Source organism: Pseudodonghicola flavimaris, assembly GCF_030164425.1.
Taxonomy (GTDB): domain Bacteria; phylum Pseudomonadota; class Alphaproteobacteria; order Rhodobacterales; family Rhodobacteraceae; genus Pseudodonghicola; species Pseudodonghicola flavimaris.
The window spans coordinates 206,690-225,317 of the sequence record NZ_JASNJD010000007.1 but is presented as its reverse complement, the minus strand read 5'-3'; the positions used below and the strand labels follow the sequence as shown (position 1 = coordinate 225,317).

The following is an 18,628-nucleotide window of genomic DNA, read 5'->3' as shown; positions in this document are numbered from 1 at the left end:
GCATGAGGGCACCGTCATCGAAAAGCCCGCGCCACGCGCGCGGGCTGGGGCCGGGTCGCAACCGGCTCTGATCGGCCAAGACCCTGGAACATCCGCGCCGCCGGAGGGGAAAAGTGCCGCAATCTGGCCCGAAAGCCCCTTTCGAAACTGACCGGCCGTAGCGCTGTTTTCCATGGGAAATGAAGCTTAGCGGTTAGATGCAAAAAAGCCCTCAAGCCTTTGCGACTTGAGGGCTTTTTATGGCTCCGGCGGTAGGGATCGAACCTACGACCAATTGATTAACAGTCAACTGCTCTACCGCTGAGCTACGCCGGAACATGTGGCGGTGTATAGCCATGGGGTTTGGGGGGTGCAAGAGGAGTTTTGACAGTTTTTTGAAAAATCTTGCACCGCCTGCGACCTCGTTCTTCGGTGCCTAGCTGCGCCTGGAAAACATCGCCTCGATGCCCAGGGCGTCGCCGGTCTCAACGCGGTTTTGTCCTGTCAGATCAACGAGGTGGGCAAAGACGTTGCGTTCCGCGGCGGGCAGCAGCATCGGGTTCACATCGGTATAGACGCGCCGGGTCAGCTGGGCGGTTGTGGCGGGCCCGTCGCTCAGCGCCTCGAGGATCTGCGCCTCGCGCCCCAGGCGGTGTTCGATCAGCCAGTCAAGCCGGGCGGCGGGGGTGGCGATCGGGGCGCCGTGGCCGGGGTGGAACACCGACCAGCTGCGGTCGCGCAGGCGGCGGCAGGAGGCCATGAAATCGGTCAGATCGCCATCCGGGGGCGAAACCAGAGAGGTCGCCCAGCCCATCACGTGATCGGCGGTGAAACAGATGTCGCCCATGGCCAGGGCGATATGGTTGCCGAGATGCCCGGGGGTGTGAATCACCTCCAGCGCCCAGCCGTCGCCCTCTATCAGGCCGCCATCGGGCAGGAGTTCATCCGGAATGAAGCCGTGGTCGATCCCCTCGCCGCCGCCGGCGAGGCCGGTGGCGGCGATCCTGTCCATCACCGCGCTGCGCCCGGCCTCAGGGCCGCCAAAGGCGTGGATGCGGGCGCCGGTGCGCTCGGCCAGCGGCCTGGCCAGCGGCGAATGGTCGGAATGCGAATGGGTGACGACGATGTGGCTGATGCTCTGGCCCGGCTCCAGCGCGGCCAGAATCGCCTCCAGATGCGGCTCGCTCATCGGACCGGGATCGATCACCGCCAGCTCGCGGGTGCCGACCAGATAGGTGTTGGTGCCGCGATAGGTCATGGGCGAGGGATTCGGCGCCACCAGCCGGCGCAGCCCGTCCGAAAGGGTCTCGGGCACGCCATGGGTGGGGTCGAAATCATCGGGGGGCTGCAGCATCGGGCGATCCTCGGGGTTGACGGCATGATCGGGCGACAAGTCCGGCGGCGTTTCGCCGGTCCTGACCCTAGCGGGTTGTTTTGCCGCGGCTTTCCTTCTGAATCCGGTTTCCACGCCGCAGCTTGCCCATTAGGCTTAGCGCATGTCGTTCGACTGGCTCAAACACTATATGCCGCGCGGGCTCTATGCGCGGGCGGCGCTGATCCTGCTGCTGCCGGTCATCGCCGTGATGCTGGTGGTGTCGGTCGCCTTCATCCAGAATCACCTGCAGGGGATCATCGAACAGATGACCCGCAACAAGGAGCAGGAGATCGCCTTCGTCATCGACCAGGCCGATCAGGCGCCGGACCGGCAGGCGGCGCTGCTGGCGCTGGAACCGGCGCTGCCGGCGTTGCAGATGCGGTTGCGCTTCGTCGAGCCGGAGGAGGTGCCGGAGGACTTCATGCGCTGGTACGATTTCTCCGGCATGCATGTGCGGTCGCTGATGCGCCGCTGGATGCCCGAGACGCTGGCGGTGCGGTTCAATGCCGATTCCTCCGTGCAGATCTTCGTCAGCACCGTGCATGGGCCGCTGGAGGTCGGGTTTCACCGCAGTCAGGTCACGGTGGGCACGCCGCATCAGCTGATCGTCACCATGGTGTTCTTCGCGCTGCTGATGACCATCGTGGCCTTCATCTATATGCGTAACCAGCTGCGGCCGATCACCCGGCTGGCGGATGCCGCCCAGGCCTTCGGTCGCGGCCGGATGGAACCGTTCCGGCCCAGCGGCGCCACCGAGGTGCGGGCGGCGGGCAGCGCCTTTCTCGACATGCGGGCGCGGATCGAACGGCAGATCGAACAGCGCACCCTGATGCTGTCGGGGGTGAGCCACGATCTGCGCACGCCGCTGACCCGGCTGAAGCTGGGGCTGTCGATGATCGACGATGAAGAGGCCGCGCCGCTGTTGCGCGACGTTGACGAGATGCAGCGGCTGGTCGATACCTTTCTTGAATTCTCCCGCGGTGCCATGCTGTCGGAACCGGAGCCGACCGATCCGGTGGCGCTGGTGCGCGAGATCGTCGAAGACGCGGTGCGGGCGGGCAAGGCGGTCGAGCTGACCCGGACCGAGGGGGCGGGGTTGGTGACCCTGCGGGCGGTGGCAATCCGGCGCGCGGTGGAAAACCTGATCGACAACGCGGTCCGCTACGGCAGCCGGGCCGAGGTCTCGGTGCTGCTGACGGACAAGAGCCTGCGCATCCGGGTCGAGGACGACGGTCCCGGCATCCCGGCCGATCAGCGGGCGGAGGCGATGAAACCCTTCGCCCGGCTGGATCCGGCGCGCAATCAGGATCGCGGCAGCGGCGTCGGGCTGGGGCTGGCGATCGTCACCGATGCCGCCCGGGCGCATGGTGGCACCCTGCGTCTGGGCCAGAGCGAGACGCTCGGCGGGCTCTGCGCCGATATCGTGATCGGACGCTAGGCGCGACGCTCAAACCGGCGGCAGTGCGGGGCCACCCGTGCCAGATTGCCGCAGTGCAGAGGCATGATCATGGGCCGGCAAGAAACTGTGACTATTGTGACAGAAATTGCCGGGGCTGCGCGGGCATTTCGTCGCGTCCGGCGCGGCCCGAAGACATGAGGCACTGAGGACCATGATGCAGATTTCCGCCCATAGCCAGCCGGTCGAAACCTGTCTGAGCGCATTTGAGACCACGCCCGAGGGGCTGACGCAGGCCGAGGCGCTGCGCCGGATCGGGCGCGATGGGCCGAATCTGCTGCCGGAGCCGCCGCGCCGGGGCGCGCTGGTCCGCTTCCTGCTGCAGTTCCACAACGTGCTGATCTATGTGCTGCTGGCGGCGGCGCTGGTCACCGGGCTGCTGCAGCATTGGGTCGATACCGGGGTGATCCTGGCGGTGGTCCTGGCCAATGCGGTGATCGGCTTTATCCAGGAGGGCCGCGCCGAACAGGCGATGGAGGCGATCCGCGACATGCTGGCGCCGCATTCCTCGGTTCGTCGCGACGGACGCCGCCAGACGGTGGAGGCCGCCGATCTGGTGGTGGGCGATATCGTCATCCTCGAGGCCGGCGACCGGGTGCCGGCGGATCTTCGGCTGATCTCGGCCCGCGGGCTGAAGGCGGAGGAGGCGGTGCTGACCGGCGAATCCGTCCCCGTCGACAAGGGCACCGCGCCGGTGGCAGAGGACGCGGCGTTGGGGGATCGCCACTCGATGCTGTTCAGCGGCACGCTGGTCGCTGCCGGTACCGCCCAGGGGGTGGTGACCGCGACCGGGGCGGGAACCGAGATCGGCCGGATCAGCGGCATGCTGCAGGAGGTCGAGGTGCTGACCACGCCGCTGGTGCACCAGATGAACGTCTTCTCGCGCTGGCTGACGCTGTTCATCCTGATCCTGGGCGCCAGTCTGCTCGGGTACGGCTATTTCGTCATGCATATGGATTTCGGCGGCCTGTTCATGGCGGTGGTGGGCCTGTCGGTGGCGGCCATCCCCGAAGGGCTGCCGGCGGTTCTGACCATCACGCTGGCGGTCGGGGTGCGGGCGATGGCAGGGCGCAACGCCATCGTGCGGCGGCTGCCGGCGATCGAGACGCTGGGCTCAGTCTCGGTGATCTGCTCCGACAAGACCGGGACGCTGACCCGGAACGAGATGATGGTGGCCTCGCTGGCGGCGGCGGATCACGTCTTTTCTGTCGGCGGCAACGGTTATGCGCCGGAGGGGGCGGTGCGCTGGCGCGAGGCCGATGCCAATCCTGCCGATCACGCGGTGCTGATGGATTTCGCCGCGGCCGCCGGCCTTTGCAACGATGCGGTGCTGCAGCAGGCCGATCAGGGCTGGCGGGTCGAGGGCGATCCGATGGAAGGCGCGCTGATGGCGCTGGCCGGCAAGATCACCCGCGATGGCGCCGATCCCTTTGCCGCCTGGGCGCGGCTCGATGAAATCCCCTTCGACGCGGCGCATCGCTATATGGCGGTGCTGCATCAGGCGCCGGACGGCGCGCGCGCGCTGCATGTCAAGGGCGCGCCGGAGGCGGTTCTGGCGCTCTGCCGTGATCAGCTGGAACCGGGTGACCGGCGGGCCCCGCTCAACACCTCTTTCTGGTTCCGCCAGGTGGAGGAACTCGCCAACGAAGGCCAGAGGGTGATCGCTGTGGCAATGGCGCCGGCGGCGGCCGGCGAGGACATGCTGGACATGGCGAACCTGAAAGGGCGGCTGACGCTGATCGGGCTGATCGGGCTGATCGATCCGCCGCGCGAGGAGGCGATTGCCGCGGTGGCGGACTGTCATGCCGCCGGCATCGGGGTGAAGATGATCACCGGTGATCACGCTGCCACCGCCCGCGCCATCGGTGAACGGATCGGGCTGAAGAACTGCGACCGGGTGCTGACCGGCGCCGATATCGAGGCGATGGACGACAGCGATCTGGCCGCTGCCGCCAGCGAGACCGACATCTTCGCCCGCACCTCGCCCAAGCACAAGCTGCGGCTGGTGGCGGCGCTGCAGTCGCGCGGTCTGACCGTGGCGATGACCGGCGACGGGGTCAACGACGCGCCGGCGCTGAAACGCGCCGATGCCGGGATCGCCATGGGGCAGAAGGGCAGCGCCGCGGCCAAGGAGGCGGCGGAACTGGTGCTGGCGGATGACAATTTCGCCTCGATCGCCGCGGCGGTGCGCGAGGGGCGGACGGTCTACGACAACATCAAGAAGGTGATCAGCTGGACCCTGCCCACCAACGGTGGCGAGGCGATCACCATCATCGTGGCGCTGTTCGCCGGCATGCCGCTGCCGATCACCGCGGTGCAGATTCTCTGGGTGAACCTGATCACCGCCATCACGCTGGGCATCGCGCTGGCCTTTGAGCGGTCGGAGGAGGGCACCATGCGGCGGCCGCCGCGACCGCGCGACGAACCGCTGCTGACCGGCAATCTGGTCTGGACCATCCTGCTGGTCTCCTTCCTCTGCTTGGTCGCGGTCTTCGGTGTCTACAGCTATGCCCACGATCAGGGCTACAGCGAGGCGTTGTCGCGGACCATGGCGATGAACATGCTGGTTGTGCAGGAGATTTTCTATCTGTTCTTCATCCGTAACATCTATGGCACCTCGCTGACCTGGCAGGCGGTGAAGGGCACGCCGATGGTTTGGGCCTCGGTGCTGACGGTGACCGCGGCGCAATTCGCCGTGACCTATCTGCCGCCGTTGCAGCGGGTCTTCGGAACCGAGGCGGTGCCGTTCCGCGACGGGGTGCTGATTGTGGCGATCGGCGTGGTGTTCTTCGCGCTGATCGAGATCGAGAAACAGATGCGGCTCGCCTTCCGCGCCCGCAACGGCAGCCTTCGCAAGGGCTGATCCCTGTCAATGCGTCAACCGGGCGCGCGGGCAACGTCCGGCGTGCCCTGGCTATGCTCACGCCAGGATCAGCGCGAAGAGGGGGCAGGGATGCAGTATCGGGTGACCGGACGACCGGGGCAGCGCGGAGGTTGGCGATGATCGGGATCGGGGTGCTGGATCGGTCGGTTCAGGGCGATCTCTGGCAGGGCTATGCCGCCGCCGGGCAGATGCCGGCGCTGGTGGCGGATTTCGTTTCCGGCCGCTACCGCCGGGCCGGGGCGACGCGGGCGTTCGGCGATGTGCTGAGCTTCGGCCGCGCCTCTGCCGCCAGCTATGTCGACGGGCAGGGGGCGCTGAAGATCGCCCCGGCGGGGGTGCCGCGCCTTGGCCATCATGTCTGGAAGGGCGGCGGCTGGCGGCCCGCCGGCCTGCTGCTGGAAAGCGCCGGCCGCAGCAACCTGCTGCTCAACAGCGCGACGCTCGCCAGCCAGGACGTGGCGGTAACGGCGCAGACCTATACGCTGTCCTTCACCGGCACCGGCAGCGTGTCGTTGACCGGCGCGGCAACGGCGGGGCCGCTGGCGGGCACCGGCGCGGGCGAAGCGCATCGGGTGGGGCTGAGTTTTGCCCCGGCCACGGCCGGCAGCCTGAGCCTGAGCGTCTCCGGTACGGTGCGGAACGCCCAGCTGGAGGCGGGTCCGACACTGTCGAGCTATATCCCCACCGGGGCGGCGGCGGCGACCCGGGCGGGGGAGGTGCTGACGGTGGCGGCGGCGGATATGCCGCCGGCCTCGGCGGTGAGCCTGGCGCTGAACGGCGGGCTGACCTATGCCAGCGAAGACCGGGTGGCGCAGGTGGTTTTCCTGCTCTGGGGCACCGATGCCGACAACCGGATCCGCAGCGCGCTGAACACCCATATGGGCAACAGCGGCCAGCTGCATGTCCAGACCCGGACCGCGGCGACCTCCTACAACCTTTATCTCTCCGACATCTGCGCGCCGGGCCGCGACGTCCGCTTCAGCCATGCCTCGCGGCACGGCGCCGGCAGTATGAACGCGGCGGCGAAAGGGGGGGCGCTGACGCAGATCGCCGTTGCCGTCCCCGATCTCGTCGCCAGCGATCTACTGCTGGCGCAGGAGTTCATGGGCACGCTGGGGCTGCTGCGGGTCTGGGCCGGGGATATCGGCGACGCCGGCATCGCCGCCGCGTCGCTTTAGCGGCGGCGGCCGGCGGGCGGATCAGGCGCCGCCGGCGGGATCGGCCAGGCGCTGGCGGATCGCCCGGATCAGCGTCCCGGTCGCCTGTGGCAGCGGCAGATCGCGCTGGGTGACCAGGAACGCCTCGCGCTGCAGGGTCAGCCAGCCCTGTTCCAGCGGTCGCAGGCCCGCCATCTCCGGATCGGACAGTGCGCTGCGGGCCAGCAGCGTCATCAGATCGCTGCGCCGCAGGATGGCGCAGGTGGCGAACAGCGAACTGGTCTGCACCCGCGCCACCGGCGGATCGGCGCGGGCGGCGCGATAGATGCGGTCGAGCTCGCCATGCAGGCGGGTGCTCATCCGTGGCAAGACCCAGTCATAGGCCGACAGATCGGCGAAGCGGCGCGGCGGCGACAGCTGCAGCGGATGGTCGGCGCGGGTGACGATGACCAGATCGTCGACCAGCAACCGGCTGAAGGCAAGCGCGGCATCGCCCCGGGTCGGGGCCTCCGGCGATCTGATCCAGCCGAGCAGGGCGCAGTCGATTTCCCTTGTCTTCACCCAGTCATAGAGCTCCTGTGTGGTGCCTTCGCGCAGGGTGAAGCGCAGCGACGGGTCCTCTGCCTGCAGCGATGAGAGCGCGGCCGGTACACTGCCGGCCAGGAACGACGGGCCGGCGCCCAGCCGGACGTGGCCGCCAACCCCGGCACGCATGTCTGACATCACCAGCTCTGCCGCCTCGACCCGATCGAGGATCTCTGCCGCGCGGTGTCGCAGCGCGTGGCCGGCATCGGTCAGCGCGATGCCGCGACCGTTGCGGGCATAGAGGCGGACACCGGTGCGGGCCTGCAACCGGGCCATCGCCTTGGACAGGGCCGGCTGGGAAATCCCAATGCTCTCTGCCGCATGGGACAGATTCAGATGGTCTGCCACGATCAGAAAGTAGCGCAGCTGCTGCAAGTCCACGATATGCCATTCCGGTTATGGTTGTTACTCCCGGCGGCCATTGTTCCATGGCCGGGCCCTGCCGCACAATAGGGCCTGAACCGCCCCCCGGACCGGCGCAGGCCGGGCGAAGACAGGAGAGCCCCCGATGACAGAGATGCACTGGTGCCCGGCATGGCAGTTGCGGTCGGAGATCCTGGCGGGAAAGCGCACGGCGGAGAGCGTGACCCGGCAGTTGCTGGAGCGGATACGTGCGCGCGACGGTGCCATTCATTCCTTTATCACCCTGGCCGACGATCTGGCGATCGAGGAGGCTCGCGCCGTCGATGCCGGTCTCGCCGCCGGAGAGGCGCCGGGGCCGCTGGCGGGGGTGCCGGTGACGATCAAGGATCAGTTCTTCACCAAGGGGCTGCGCACCACCGGCGGCTCCAGGACGCTGGAGCATCACGTGCCGGTGGAGGACAGCATTTATGCCGCGCGGATCCGCGCCGCCGGCGGGGTGATCCTTGGCAAGACCAATACCCCGGAATTCGGAATGTACTGGCGCACTGTCGGCTATGTCGCGCCGGAGTGCCGCAACCCCTGGGACCTGAGCCGCACCGCCGGCGGCTCCAGCGGCGGCGCGGCGGCGGCGCTGGCCTCGGGCTTCGGGCCGCTGGCGATCGGCAGCGATGCCGGCGGCTCGATCCGTCTGCCATCGGCGCAATGCGGGGTCTTCGGGTTGCTGCCGAGCCGGGGCCGGGTGCCGCGCCACGGCGGCTTCGGCTCGACCCTGTTCTTCTCTGCCATCGGGCCGATGGCGCGGGACGTGCGCGATGCTGCGACGCTGCTGCAGGTGATCGCCGGCCCGATGGAGGGGGACCCGCTCTGCCGCCGGGACGCACCGCCCGACTACCTCGCCACGCTGGAAGAGGGCATCGCCGGGGTCCGCGCCGCCTGGTGGCACAATACCGTGGCCGAGGGGTTCGCCGATCCTGAGGTGGTTGCCACCGTGCGGGCGGCGGCGAACCGGGTGACGGAGGCCGGGGCGCGGCTTGCTCCGCGGGAGGTGGTGCTGGAGACCGACGGCATCGACGAGGCCTGGAAGGTGCTGGATTTCGTCGATCGGCAGGCCAATCTGGGCGAGGCGCTGATGCAGGATCCGGAAAAGCGCGAACAGCTCACCCCCTATGCGCGCAGCCGGTTCGACTGGGCCGCCGGGGTCAGCGGCACGGAGTATTCCCGCGCCCTGTTGCGCCGGGCACAAATCATCCGGCATTTGGAGGATGTCTTCGCCGACACCGATCTGCTGCTGGCACCGACCATCGGCATCGTTTCCCCCGTGGTCGATCCGACCGATCTGACGCTGCGGATCCCGGCGCTGGTGTCTTATACGCTGCCGGTGAACATGGCCGGCTATTGTGCCGCCAGCGTGCCCTGCGGTTTCGTGCACGGATTGCCGGTGGGGCTGCAGATCATCGGCCGCCCGAATGAGGAGGCGCTGGTGCTGCGCGCGGCGCGGCAGTTCGAAAAGATGCTGGGCTGGGCGGCGCGCCACCCGGAAACGGCCATGTCCTGAGCGGAGGGTCTGTCTTCGGCCCCCGCGATCGTCAGACCGGATCGGAGCCGGGCCACGTCAGGCGCAGCCCGGTCGTCTTCGGGGGACATCGTTTCAGCCCGGGCGATCCCGGAGGGCGATGTCTCTGCGGTGGCCGCCGGGCTTACTCCGGCTGGACGGTCGGGCGGAACAGAATCTCGTTCACATCCACATTCGCCGGCTGAGAGATGGCGAAGGCGACCATATCGGCCATGGTAGTGGCGGGCACGGCGATCTGCGGGACGAATTCGCGCAGCTGATCGCCGAGGCCGGGCTCGGTGATATGCTGGGTCAGCTCGGTATCGACCGCACCGGGAGAGATCACGGTGACGCGCACGTTATAGGCCTTCACCTCCTGGCGCAGGCCCTCGGACAGCGAGCGCAGGGCATGTTTGGTGGCGCAGTAGACCGCGCCGGTGGCGACGGTCTTATGGCCGTAGACGGACGACACGTTGATCACATGGCCGGACTTCTGCTCCTGAAAGATCGGCAGTACCGCGGCAATGCCATAGAGCGTGCCCTTCATGTTGACGTCGATCATCTGGTTCCACTCGTCGATCCGCAGGCTGTCCAGCGGCGACAGCGGCATCAGACCGGCGTTGTTGAAGATCACGTCGACCCGGCCGAAGGTGTCTCGGGCGGCGGCGACCAGCGCCTGCACGTCTTCGAGTTTGGTGACATCGGTGGCGACGGCGATGGCCTCGCCGCCGGCAGCGCGGATGTCCTGCACGATGGTTTCGAGCCGGTCGGCGCGCCGCGCACCCAGCGCCACCCGCGCGCCCCTGGCGGCGAGATCGCGTGCGGTTGCCTCGCCCATACCGCTGGAGGCGCCGGTGATGACGACGACTTTGCCGGTGATGTTATCGGTCATGGTGGTCTCCTTCCCTGGAGTCTGAAAAGCTGCGGGTCGGGGCCGCGATGCGGCGCGCCACAGCTCCGTTTGAAAACTGCACCTGTCCTCTGCCGTCGCTGCCGCCGCGCAATAGTGGTGGCGCTGGCCGGTGTCCGCAGGGGGACAAGGCCGGCGCGATCACCGCCCCGGCAGGTCGTCATCTATGCCACCCCGCGCGGCGGATCATCGGCAGCAGGGTTCTTGCACCCATGAGCGTCTTTCATGAATGGCGGGGCGTGTGGGGCGGCGAACCGGGAACGTCGGCTCCCGTCCAGCGGCCGGTAGGGTTTGGCCCCGCGTCTTTTCATGAGAGACCCTCATGAGCGTATCCTGTTTCGGCGTTATTATAAACCCGTGGACAGAGGCTATCTCAGGTTCGGGAACAGGGGAACGCCCCCTGCCAAAGGCCAAGCGGCCGCCTCACAACCAATGGAGACGACCTGATGAAACCGACCTTCGCAATTCTTGCCCTCATGGCTGCCGCACCCGTCGCGGCCGCGGCGCAGCAGATGACCGTCACCCGCGCGGCAGAACAGGCTGGCCGGATCGGCGCCGCCGAAACCTTTACCGGCACTGCCTATGTCTCGATGGCCTTCGGTCCGAACATGAACGATGTCAGCGCCGGTCATGTTACCTTTCTGCCCGGCGCCCGGTCGGCGTGGCATACCCATCCGGCGGGGCAGCAGCTGGTGGTGACCTCGGGCACCGGCTGGACGCAGGAACGCGGCGGCGAGAAGATTGTTATTCAGGCCGGTGACGTGGTCTGGTGCCCGCCGGGTGTCGAACACTGGCATGGTGCTACCGATACCACCGCGATGTCGCATTACGCGATTCAGGCGGTTGTCGACGGCTCGGCGGTGACCTGGGGCGAACATGTCACCGATGCGGACTACCATGGGCATTAAGCCGGGCTTTGCGCTGCGCGGCCTGGCTGTGGCCGGGTTTCTCCTGCCTGCCGCGGCGGCGGCGCAGGAGACGCTGCTCGACGGGCTCGACTATCCCTGGGATATCGAGGCGGCGGCGGAGGCGATCTATATCACCGAAAAGGCCGGAACGATCGGTGTCTTCGATGGTCAGCGCTTCACCCGCATGCCGGTGCGGACCAGCGCCCCGATCCTGAATGACAAGGGCGGTGGGCTGCTCGGCCTCGCGCTGCGGCCCGATTTCGCCGAGAGCCGTCGCGCGGTGGCCTATCAGCACATGGGAACGCCGGAGGCCCGCAGTAACCGGGTGATCGAGATCGAACTGGACGGGGGGGGCTGGCGCGAAACGCGAGTCCTGCTCGACGCGATCCCGGGCCATCCACTCTACAACGGCGGACGGCTGGCCTTCGGACCGGACGGCATGCTCTATGTCACCACCGGCTGGACCGAGAACCGCGAGCGGCCGCAGGACCTGCAGAGCCTCGCCGGCAAGATCCTGCGCCTGACGCCGGAGGGCGCGGTTCCGGCCGACAACCCCTGGCCGGGCTCTCCGGTCTGGTCGCTGGGCCATCGCAACCCGCAGGGACTGGCCTGGGACGCGGACGGGCAGCTCTATGCCGCCGAACACGGCCAGTCCGGTCATGACGAGGTGAACCGGATCGAACGGGGCGCCAATTATGGCTGGCCGTTGATCGAGGGCGATGAGACCCGGGACGGGATGCGGGCGCCGCTGGTCCACTCCGGCGGGCGCACCTGGGCCCCCTCCGGTCTGGCCTGGGATGGCGATCACCTGGTGCTGGCGAGCCTGCGCGCCGGCTCGGTGTTGAGGATCGGCACGGACGGCTCTCAGCGGGGGGCGATCGATCTCGGTGCCCGGATCCGCGATGTGCTGGTGCTGGGGGATCATATCTACGCGATCACCACCACCCGCTCGCCGCGCCGGGACGGGGTCTCGGACGACCGGATGATCCGCATCTCGCGGTGACGCGGCGGCCGGCTTGGGGGGAGGGGCTGTGCGCCTCTCCTCCGTCTGTCTTCGCGCGCACCGCGTCGCCGGGGCGCGGCGGGGTCAGTCGATCATGCGGTCGCGGGTGAAGACATAATCGCTCTGCTGTTGCGAGGCGTGGCAGGCCTGACAGCGGCTGCCGTCCTGTCTGAGATCGGGGCTGCCGTCCGGGGCGAATTCGCGGAACTGCCAGCTGCCCGCCACCGAGAGGTCGGACCAGTCGGCCCGTTTCTCCATCACCAGAATGCGATAGAGGGCGCCGTCGCGCAGATCGTCCATGGTGATCCGGGTGCCTTCGGGAAACGGCTGACCGGCGCGGGCGGCGGCGATGGCCTCGGCGCTGGTATAGATCTCTTCGGTGATGCCGCCCCGTGTCACCGTCGTGTAATGATCCCCGTCGCGATAGCCCTCCGGGATCGTGACGTCCGCGTTGATCATCTGGGCCAGCAGCGGCGAGGCGAGGACGAGCAAGCCGGGCAAAAGGGCGGTCGAAAGGCGCATGGTGTCTCTCCCTTTGAGCGATGCGGTCAGGCTAGCGCCCGGAGCGGCCGGCGATAATCCGGCCCCGGTCGATGATACAGATGAGGGGTCTTCATGAATGCCTTGGCTGGGTCCTGATGGGACTGGATCGGGACCAGGCAGAGCCCGGTTGAGCCCTCCGCCACCGCCGGCATTCATGAGCAGCATTCATCTCTGCGAGACAAAGAACGGGCATACACGCCGCCACCCCCGGACGGTTATGTAACAGGCAGCCCGGCGGGTCCCCCCCGCGTGGCCTGTCCCTCCGAATTCGCGTGAGCCCCTCCATGACCCGTCCCAGCATCGTTTGCCATATGATCACCTCCATCGACGGACGGCTTCTGACCGACCGCTGGCCCTGCAGCGAGGCGAGCCTGCTGGAGGTCTACGACGCGGCGGCGGCGCGGCTGGAGGCGGATGGCTGGATCGTCGGGCGCACGACGATGGAGAGCCATTATCTGCGCTCCGTCCCACCGGCACCGGCCGACGACATCGGGCCGCGTCGGGATCATCTCGCGCCGGGCCATGGCGCGGGCGCAGGCATTTGCATCTGTCTCGACCGTCGCGGTCGCCTGCTGCCCGACAGCGGCGAGATCGAGGGCGCCCACCTGGTGATGGTGCTGAGGCCGACCGTGGCCGCCGCGCATGTGGAAACGCTGAAGGGCCGCGGGGTCTCGGTGTTCTTTCTGGGAACCGGTGCCGGGGCGCTGGCCGACCTGCTGGCCCGGATCGGCGCGGCCTTCGGGGTCGGGCGGCTGATCCTCGAAGGCGGTGGCGAGATCAACGGCGCCTTCCTTTCCGAAGGGCTGATCGACGAGACCAGCACGCTGGTCTACCCGGTGGTGGACGGGCAGGGCGGTGTGCCCGCGATCTATGAGCATCGGGGCGAGACCCGGGCGCGGCGGCTGGCACTGATCGCGGTCGAAACCCTGGACCGGGGCTGCGTCTGGATGCGCCACCGGGTGATCGACACCGGGGCAGGATCGCAGGAGGGCGAACAATGAGCGGCGCGACCATGCCCGTGGCCGGGACCCCGAAGATGCCGCTGGTGATCGTGGCGCTGGCCACGCTGCTGGCGCTGGTGGTGTTCACCGCGCCGCTGACCACGCTCGATGCGATGACGGCGACGCTGGGACTGGGCGCGGGGGAGCAGGCCTGGGTGATGAGCGGCATGCCGCTCGGTGCCGCCTGCGGGCTGCTGACCGCCGGCGCCTTCGGCGACACGCTGGGCCGGCGCCGAACCTTCGTCGGCGGGCTGTGGCTGACGGCGGCGGCCTCGGTCGGCGCGGCGCTGGCCGGCAACGGACCGCTGCTGATCGTGATGCGCGTGGTGCAGGGGCTCGGCAGTGCCGGGATCATGGCCTGCGGGCTGGGCCTCCTGGGGCAGATCTACGACGGCGAGGCGCGCCGGCACGCGGCGGCGATCTGGGCGGCCTCGCTCGGGGCCGGTGTGGCGGCGGGGCCGATCCTGGCCTCCGGTCTGCTGTCGCTGTCCGGCTGGGCCGCGATCCACGTTCTGATCGCGCCGGTCTCGGCATTGCTGGCGCTGCTGGCGGCAGCCCGCCTGCCCGAGAGCCCGCGCGCCGGGCAGCGGGTCGATCTGCCGGGTTCGGCCCTGCTGATCGTCGGGATGTCGGCACTCATGTCGGCGCTGGTGGAGCTGCGCGTTGGCTCCTCCGGGATGGTGACCGGGCTGATCGCGCTGGCGGTGCTGTTTCTGGCGCTTTTCGTCTGGTTCGAGCGGCGCAGCGCCAACCCGATCCTGGAACTGCGGCTGTTCGGCAATGCCGCCTTCGTCGCCGCGACGCTGGCCGCCTTCGCCTCCGGAGCCGGGGTGCTGGCGCTGATGTCGATGGTGCCGACGGTGCTGGTGCGCGGGCTGGGGCTGTCGCCGCTGGCCGCGGCTGTGGTCATCCTCGCCTGGTCCGGGGTGACGGTGGTTGCCGCGCTCTGCGCGCGGTTCCTGCCGGCCTGGTGGTCCTCCCGTGGGCGGGTGATCTGGTCGATCTTCGGCTGCGCCATCGGCCAGGCGCTGCTGATCGCTGCCGACGCTGACAGCGGCTGGGCCATCGTGTTGCCGGGGCTTCTGGTGGCCGGCGTGTCCAACGGGATTCTCAATGCCTCGCTCGGTCATGAGGCGGTGCAGACCGTGCCGCTGGAGCGCACGGCGATGGGGTCGGCCGCAAACAACACGGCTCGCTATCTGGGGTCCGCGCTCGGTATCTCGCTGATTTCGGTGCTGATCGCCGGGACCGGCAGCGCCGGGTTCTTTCAGGGCTGGCACCAGGCGGTGATCGCTACCTCGGCGGTCAGTCTGCTGGGGGTGGTGGCGATGCTGTTGCTGTCGCGGGGCGGAGGGGACGGTGCACTGCCCGGCTGACCCGAGACGGATATCGGCGTGGGATATTCATGAATCAGGCTCATTGCCGCTATCGGATTTAACCCCATAGCCTTGCGCCCCGGTCCGTAGGACACTGACACTCGCAGAGAACCGAGTGGCATGGCCGCTCCGCGCCGCCCGCGGGCATGCGCGGGCCATGACCCGAGAGCAACAGACCCATCCACCGACAGGACTGACCATGCAGCTGACAATCAACGGTGCGACGCATGACGTCGACGTAGAACCCGATACCCCGCTTCTGTGGGTGATCCGTGAAGAACTGGGCCTGACCGGGACCAAATACGGCTGCGGCATCGCGCAATGCGGCGCCTGCACCGTGCTGGTCGACGGTGTGGCAACGCGCTCTTGCGTGACCCCGGCCGACAGTGTCGAAGGGCAGGAGATCCGCACGATCGAGACCGTCGAGGAAACCGAGGTCGGCCGCCGCGTGGTTGCGGCCTGGGTCGAAAACGAGGTCGCGCAATGCGGCTATTGCCAGTCGGGCCAGGTGCTGGCCGCCACTGCGCTGCTGACCGAGACGCCGAACCCCAGCGATGACGATATCGACGGCGCCATGACCAACCTGTGCCGCTGCGGCACCTACAACAAGATCCGCGCCGCCGTGCGCAGCGTCGCGGAGGGCTGAGGCATGGGTGTTTTCGATCATCTCGCACGTCGGATCGCCGACCGGCCGGTGAATGTGTCGCGCCGCGGCTTTCTGGCCGGAACCGGTGCCCTGGTGCTGGCGACGACGCTGCCGCTGCGTCCCGCCCGGGGCCAGACCGCTGCCGCCGATGCGCCGGCGGTGACGGCCTATCTCGAACTGCGCCCGGACGGCACCGCGCTGCTGCGCAGCCCGTTCATCGAGGGCGGCCAGGGCATCTTCACCGCCATGGCGCAGATCGTCGGTGAGGAGCTCGACCTCGCGCCGGAGAATTTCTCGGTCGAGATCGCACCGCCGGGCGAGCCCTTCGCCATCATGGGCGGCTTCCGCCTGACCGGGGGCAGCATGTCGACGCGCACCGGTTATCCGGTGATGCGCCAGTTGGGCGCCGCCGCGCGGGCGATGCTGGTCGAGGCCGCCGCCCGCAGCTGGGGTGTCGCGGCCGAGGAGCTGGTGACCGAGCCCGGCGAAGTGATCCACAAGGACAGCGGCCGCCGCGCGGCCTATGGCGATCTTGCCGCCGCTGCGATGGACCTGCCGGTGCCGGCGGGCGTCGCGCTGAAGGACCCGGCCGATTTCCGCTGGATCGGGTCCGCTGTGCCGCGGCTCGACGTGCGGGCCAAATCCACCGGCCGGCAGAATTACGCCATCGACGTCGCGGTCGAGGGCATGCTGCTGGCCGCGCTGCGCCACGCCCCGCGCCTGGGGCTGACGCCGGCGGCTGTCACCAACCTGCAGGAGATCGAGGCGATGCGCGGCGTCCATTCGGTACATCTGCTGGATGGGGCCGTGGCCGTGGTGGCCGAGAAGTTCTGGCAGGCGCGCCGCGCCATCGATGCCGCCGAGATCGACTGGACGGAGGGCGAGGCGAAATGGCCGATGCCCGCCGATTTCTCCTCTGCCGGGTTCCGCGACAGCCTGGCGACGGCCGAAGGCGAGGTGGTCGAGGTGGAAGCCGCAGGCGATGCCGCCGGCCAGCTTGCGGCTGCAGAGACGGTGATCGAGGCGGTCTATGACGCCCCCTATGTGGTCCATGGCCAGCTTGAGCCCCCCTCGGCCACGGCGCGGTTCAACGCGGACGGGACTCTGGATCTGTGGATGCCCTGCCAGGCGCCGGAGATGTTCCAGAACGCCGCGGCCGGGGCCGCCGGGCTGGAGCCGGCGCAGGTCATCGTGCACCAACAGGTTCTGGGCGGCTTCTTCGGCCGGCATTTCCTCTATGCCACGGCGAACCCCTTCCCGCAGGCGATTGCGCTGGCCCGGGCCGTCGGCCGGCCGGTCAAGCTGATCTGGACCCGCGAGGAGGATTTCCTGCGCGACGCCCCGCGTCCGCTGGGCCTTGCGCGCTTCCGCGGCAGTGTCGGCCCCAACGGGCCCGAGGCGCTGCAGATCGAGGTCGTGGGCGAGGGGCCGACGCAACGCTGGTACAACGCCCCTCCGGGCCAGGACCCGTCGGCGACCGAGGGCATCTCGGGCAAGACCTATGCGATCCCGAACAAGCACATCGGCCAGATCTTCCAGGCGAACCCGGCGGTGATCGGCTACTGGCGGTCGGTCGGCCACTCGATGCACGATTTCATGTACGAGGGGTTTCTGGACGAGCTGGCGGCGGCCGGCGGTCTCGATCCCTATGAGATGCGGCTGTCGATGCTGTCGGGGTCGGAGCGGCACCGCAGCCTGCTGGAACGTGTGGCGGAGCTGGCGGGAGGCTGGAAACAGGGGCCGTTCGAGGCCGCCGATGGCAGTACCCGCGCCCGCGGGGTCGCCATGGCCTCGCCCTTCGGTTCCGAGGTCGCGGTGATCGCCGAGGTCTCGATCGACGCTGGCGAGGCGAAGGTGCACGACATCTGGGTCGCCATCGATCCGGGCCAGGTGGTCAACCCCAGCACGGTCGAGGCGCAGGTGCAATCCGCCGTCGCGCTCGGCACCTCGCAGACGCTGGTCGAGGAGCTGGTCTATGAGAACGGCGAGCCGGTGGCGCGCAACTTCGACATGTACCCGATCCTGCGCCCGGATCAGATGCCGCGGGTCCATACCGCGATCGTCGGCAGCGGCGCGGCGATGGGCGGCGTCGGAGAGCCCGGCCTGCCGGCGGTCGGCCCGGCCATCGTCAACGCGGTGGCGGTGCTGACCGGCCAACGCATCCGCAGCCTGCCGTTGTCGAAATACGACCTCGGCTGAGCCGCGCCGCCCGAGCGGCACGATTGCCTTCCCCGGCCGCAAGGCCGGGGAAGGCGTGCGGCATCGGACAGGGAACCCGCGCGCAACGCACGTTTGGCTGAGGCCGGAAAACGGCGATGGCTTGAGGGTTTCCGATGGTGACGCCTGCGGGATAGGCGATCCACCTGCGTTTGCTGGCGCAGACGATTGCTCCCCGTGGTCATTGTCGACGGAACGCACCTGCGGTTGGCGGGGGCAAGGGGCGATGACCCGGGGCTGAAGCCCCGAAGATCGTCGCGGCAAATGGGACCCCCGGTCAGGATTTGCGGAACGCGGTCAGCCGGACCGAAGCGCCGTGGTCCGCCCGGCGCGACCCCCGGCCGTAGAAGGCGGCATTGGCCGCCCTGCGGGACATCCCCATGTCTTCCAGCCGGTCTTCGGGCATGGAGCGGAGCTTTTGCGTGGCGCGGTAAGCGGCGTCGCGGTCGGCGACCCAGTTCAGGATGCGCAGCCAGATCGGGGTCTGCCGGGCTGTGCGGGCGGCGGGGCGAGGGGTGCGGGTCATCGGTATCATCTCGTGCTCTCCGGTTGGTGTGGCTGTTGATGCGCTCAGAATGCGACCTCTCCGCAAAGGCTCCGCAAAAAGGGTGCATCAAAATCCTCCCTTGCGCGCAAAAATCGCGTAAAATCGGAAGCGGATATCACAAAATCA

At 68.6% G+C, this 18,628-nt stretch carries 15 protein-coding genes and 1 tRNA gene; 10 read left to right on the top strand and 6 right to left on the bottom strand.

Features of this window, described 5'->3' with window-relative positions; translation table 11 throughout:
* Positions 1-240: 240 nt before the first annotated feature.
* Together QO033_RS11930 and QO033_RS11925 are read right to left on the bottom strand one after the other, a co-directional pair.
* Positions 241-315, bottom strand: a tRNA-Asn gene (locus QO033_RS11930).
* A 100-nt stretch (positions 316-415) separates the two neighbouring features.
* Complete coding sequence (locus tag QO033_RS11925) at positions 416-1,330, bottom strand: MBL fold metallo-hydrolase (RefSeq protein WP_284481253.1); 915 nt, start codon at positions 1,328-1,330, stop codon at positions 416-418.
* Between the two features lie 145 nt (positions 1,331-1,475).
* On the opposite strand from QO033_RS11925, the gene QO033_RS11920 reads away from it, so the two are divergent.
* From QO033_RS11920 to QO033_RS11910, 3 genes are all read left to right on the top strand, one after another.
* Positions 1,476-2,792 (top strand): ATP-binding protein, encoded by a 1,317-nt coding sequence (locus tag QO033_RS11920; RefSeq protein ID WP_284481199.1) that lies wholly within the window; start codon positions 1,476-1,478, stop codon positions 2,790-2,792.
* 172 nt (positions 2,793-2,964) lie between these two features.
* On the top strand, positions 2,965-5,673 hold the full coding sequence (locus QO033_RS11915) for a cation-transporting P-type ATPase (protein ID WP_284481198.1): 2,709 nt from the start codon (positions 2,965-2,967) through the stop codon (positions 5,671-5,673).
* A 137-nt stretch (positions 5,674-5,810) separates the two neighbouring features.
* On the top strand, positions 5,811-6,872 hold the full coding sequence (locus QO033_RS11910) for a hypothetical protein (RefSeq protein WP_284481197.1): 1,062 nt from the start codon (positions 5,811-5,813) through the stop codon (positions 6,870-6,872).
* A gap of 21 nt (positions 6,873-6,893) precedes the next feature.
* Here QO033_RS11910 and QO033_RS11905 read toward each other — a convergent pair whose 3' ends face one another.
* Entirely contained in the window at positions 6,894-7,817 is a 924-nt protein-coding gene (locus QO033_RS11905; protein ID WP_284481196.1) for a LysR family transcriptional regulator, read from the bottom strand.
* Positions 7,818-7,944: 127 nt separating this feature from the next.
* On the opposite strand from QO033_RS11905, the gene QO033_RS11900 reads away from it, so the two are divergent.
* Positions 7,945-9,354 (top strand): amidase, encoded by a 1,410-nt coding sequence (locus QO033_RS11900; RefSeq protein WP_284481195.1) that lies wholly within the window; start codon positions 7,945-7,947, stop codon positions 9,352-9,354.
* A gap of 142 nt (positions 9,355-9,496) precedes the next feature.
* On the opposite strand, the gene QO033_RS11895 is transcribed toward QO033_RS11900, so the two are convergent.
* Complete coding sequence (locus QO033_RS11895; RefSeq protein ID WP_284481194.1) at positions 9,497-10,243, bottom strand: SDR family oxidoreductase; 747 nt, start codon at positions 10,241-10,243, stop codon at positions 9,497-9,499.
* Positions 10,244-10,707: 464 nt separating this feature from the next.
* Between QO033_RS11895 and QO033_RS11890 the strand changes: the two genes are divergently transcribed.
* Both QO033_RS11890 and QO033_RS11885 read left to right on the top strand, forming a co-directional pair.
* Entirely contained in the window at positions 10,708-11,169 is a 462-nt protein-coding gene (locus QO033_RS11890; protein ID WP_284481193.1) for a (R)-mandelonitrile lyase, read from the top strand.
* Entirely contained in the window at positions 11,159-12,172 is a 1,014-nt protein-coding gene (locus QO033_RS11885; protein ID WP_284481192.1) for a PQQ-dependent sugar dehydrogenase, read from the top strand. Before QO033_RS11890 ends, QO033_RS11885 begins: the two co-directional genes overlap by 11 nt.
* A gap of 84 nt (positions 12,173-12,256) precedes the next feature.
* Here the strand turns inward: QO033_RS11885 and QO033_RS11880 are convergent, their stop codons facing one another.
* Positions 12,257-12,694 (bottom strand): cytochrome P460 family protein, encoded by a 438-nt coding sequence (locus QO033_RS11880; RefSeq protein ID WP_284481191.1) that lies wholly within the window; start codon positions 12,692-12,694, stop codon positions 12,257-12,259.
* Positions 12,695-12,999: 305 nt separating this feature from the next.
* Between QO033_RS11880 and QO033_RS11875 the strand changes: the two genes are divergently transcribed.
* From QO033_RS11875 to QO033_RS11860, 4 genes are all read left to right on the top strand, one after another.
* Positions 13,000-13,716, top strand: a complete 717-nt coding sequence (locus tag QO033_RS11875; RefSeq protein ID WP_284481190.1) for a dihydrofolate reductase family protein — start codon at positions 13,000-13,002, stop codon at positions 13,714-13,716.
* A complete protein-coding gene (locus QO033_RS11870) occupies positions 13,713-15,092 on the top strand; it encodes an MFS transporter (RefSeq protein ID WP_284481189.1) in 1,380 nt (459 codons plus the stop codon). The genes QO033_RS11875 and QO033_RS11870 overlap by 4 nt, the downstream gene beginning before the upstream one ends.
* Positions 15,093-15,291: 199 nt before the next feature.
* Positions 15,292-15,738, top strand: a complete 447-nt coding sequence (locus tag QO033_RS11865) for a (2Fe-2S)-binding protein (protein ID WP_284481188.1) — start codon at positions 15,292-15,294, stop codon at positions 15,736-15,738.
* A 3-nt stretch (positions 15,739-15,741) separates the two neighbouring features.
* Positions 15,742-17,937 carry a xanthine dehydrogenase family protein molybdopterin-binding subunit gene (locus QO033_RS11860; RefSeq protein WP_284481187.1) on the top strand — a complete coding sequence of 732 codons (2,196 nt, stop codon included), beginning with the start codon at positions 15,742-15,744 and terminating at the stop codon, positions 17,935-17,937.
* Between the two features lie 295 nt (positions 17,938-18,232).
* Here QO033_RS11860 and QO033_RS11855 read toward each other — a convergent pair whose 3' ends face one another.
* Positions 18,233-18,481 (bottom strand): hypothetical protein, encoded by a 249-nt coding sequence (locus QO033_RS11855; protein ID WP_284481186.1) that lies wholly within the window; start codon positions 18,479-18,481, stop codon positions 18,233-18,235.
* Between the last annotated feature and the right edge of the window lie 147 nt (positions 18,482-18,628).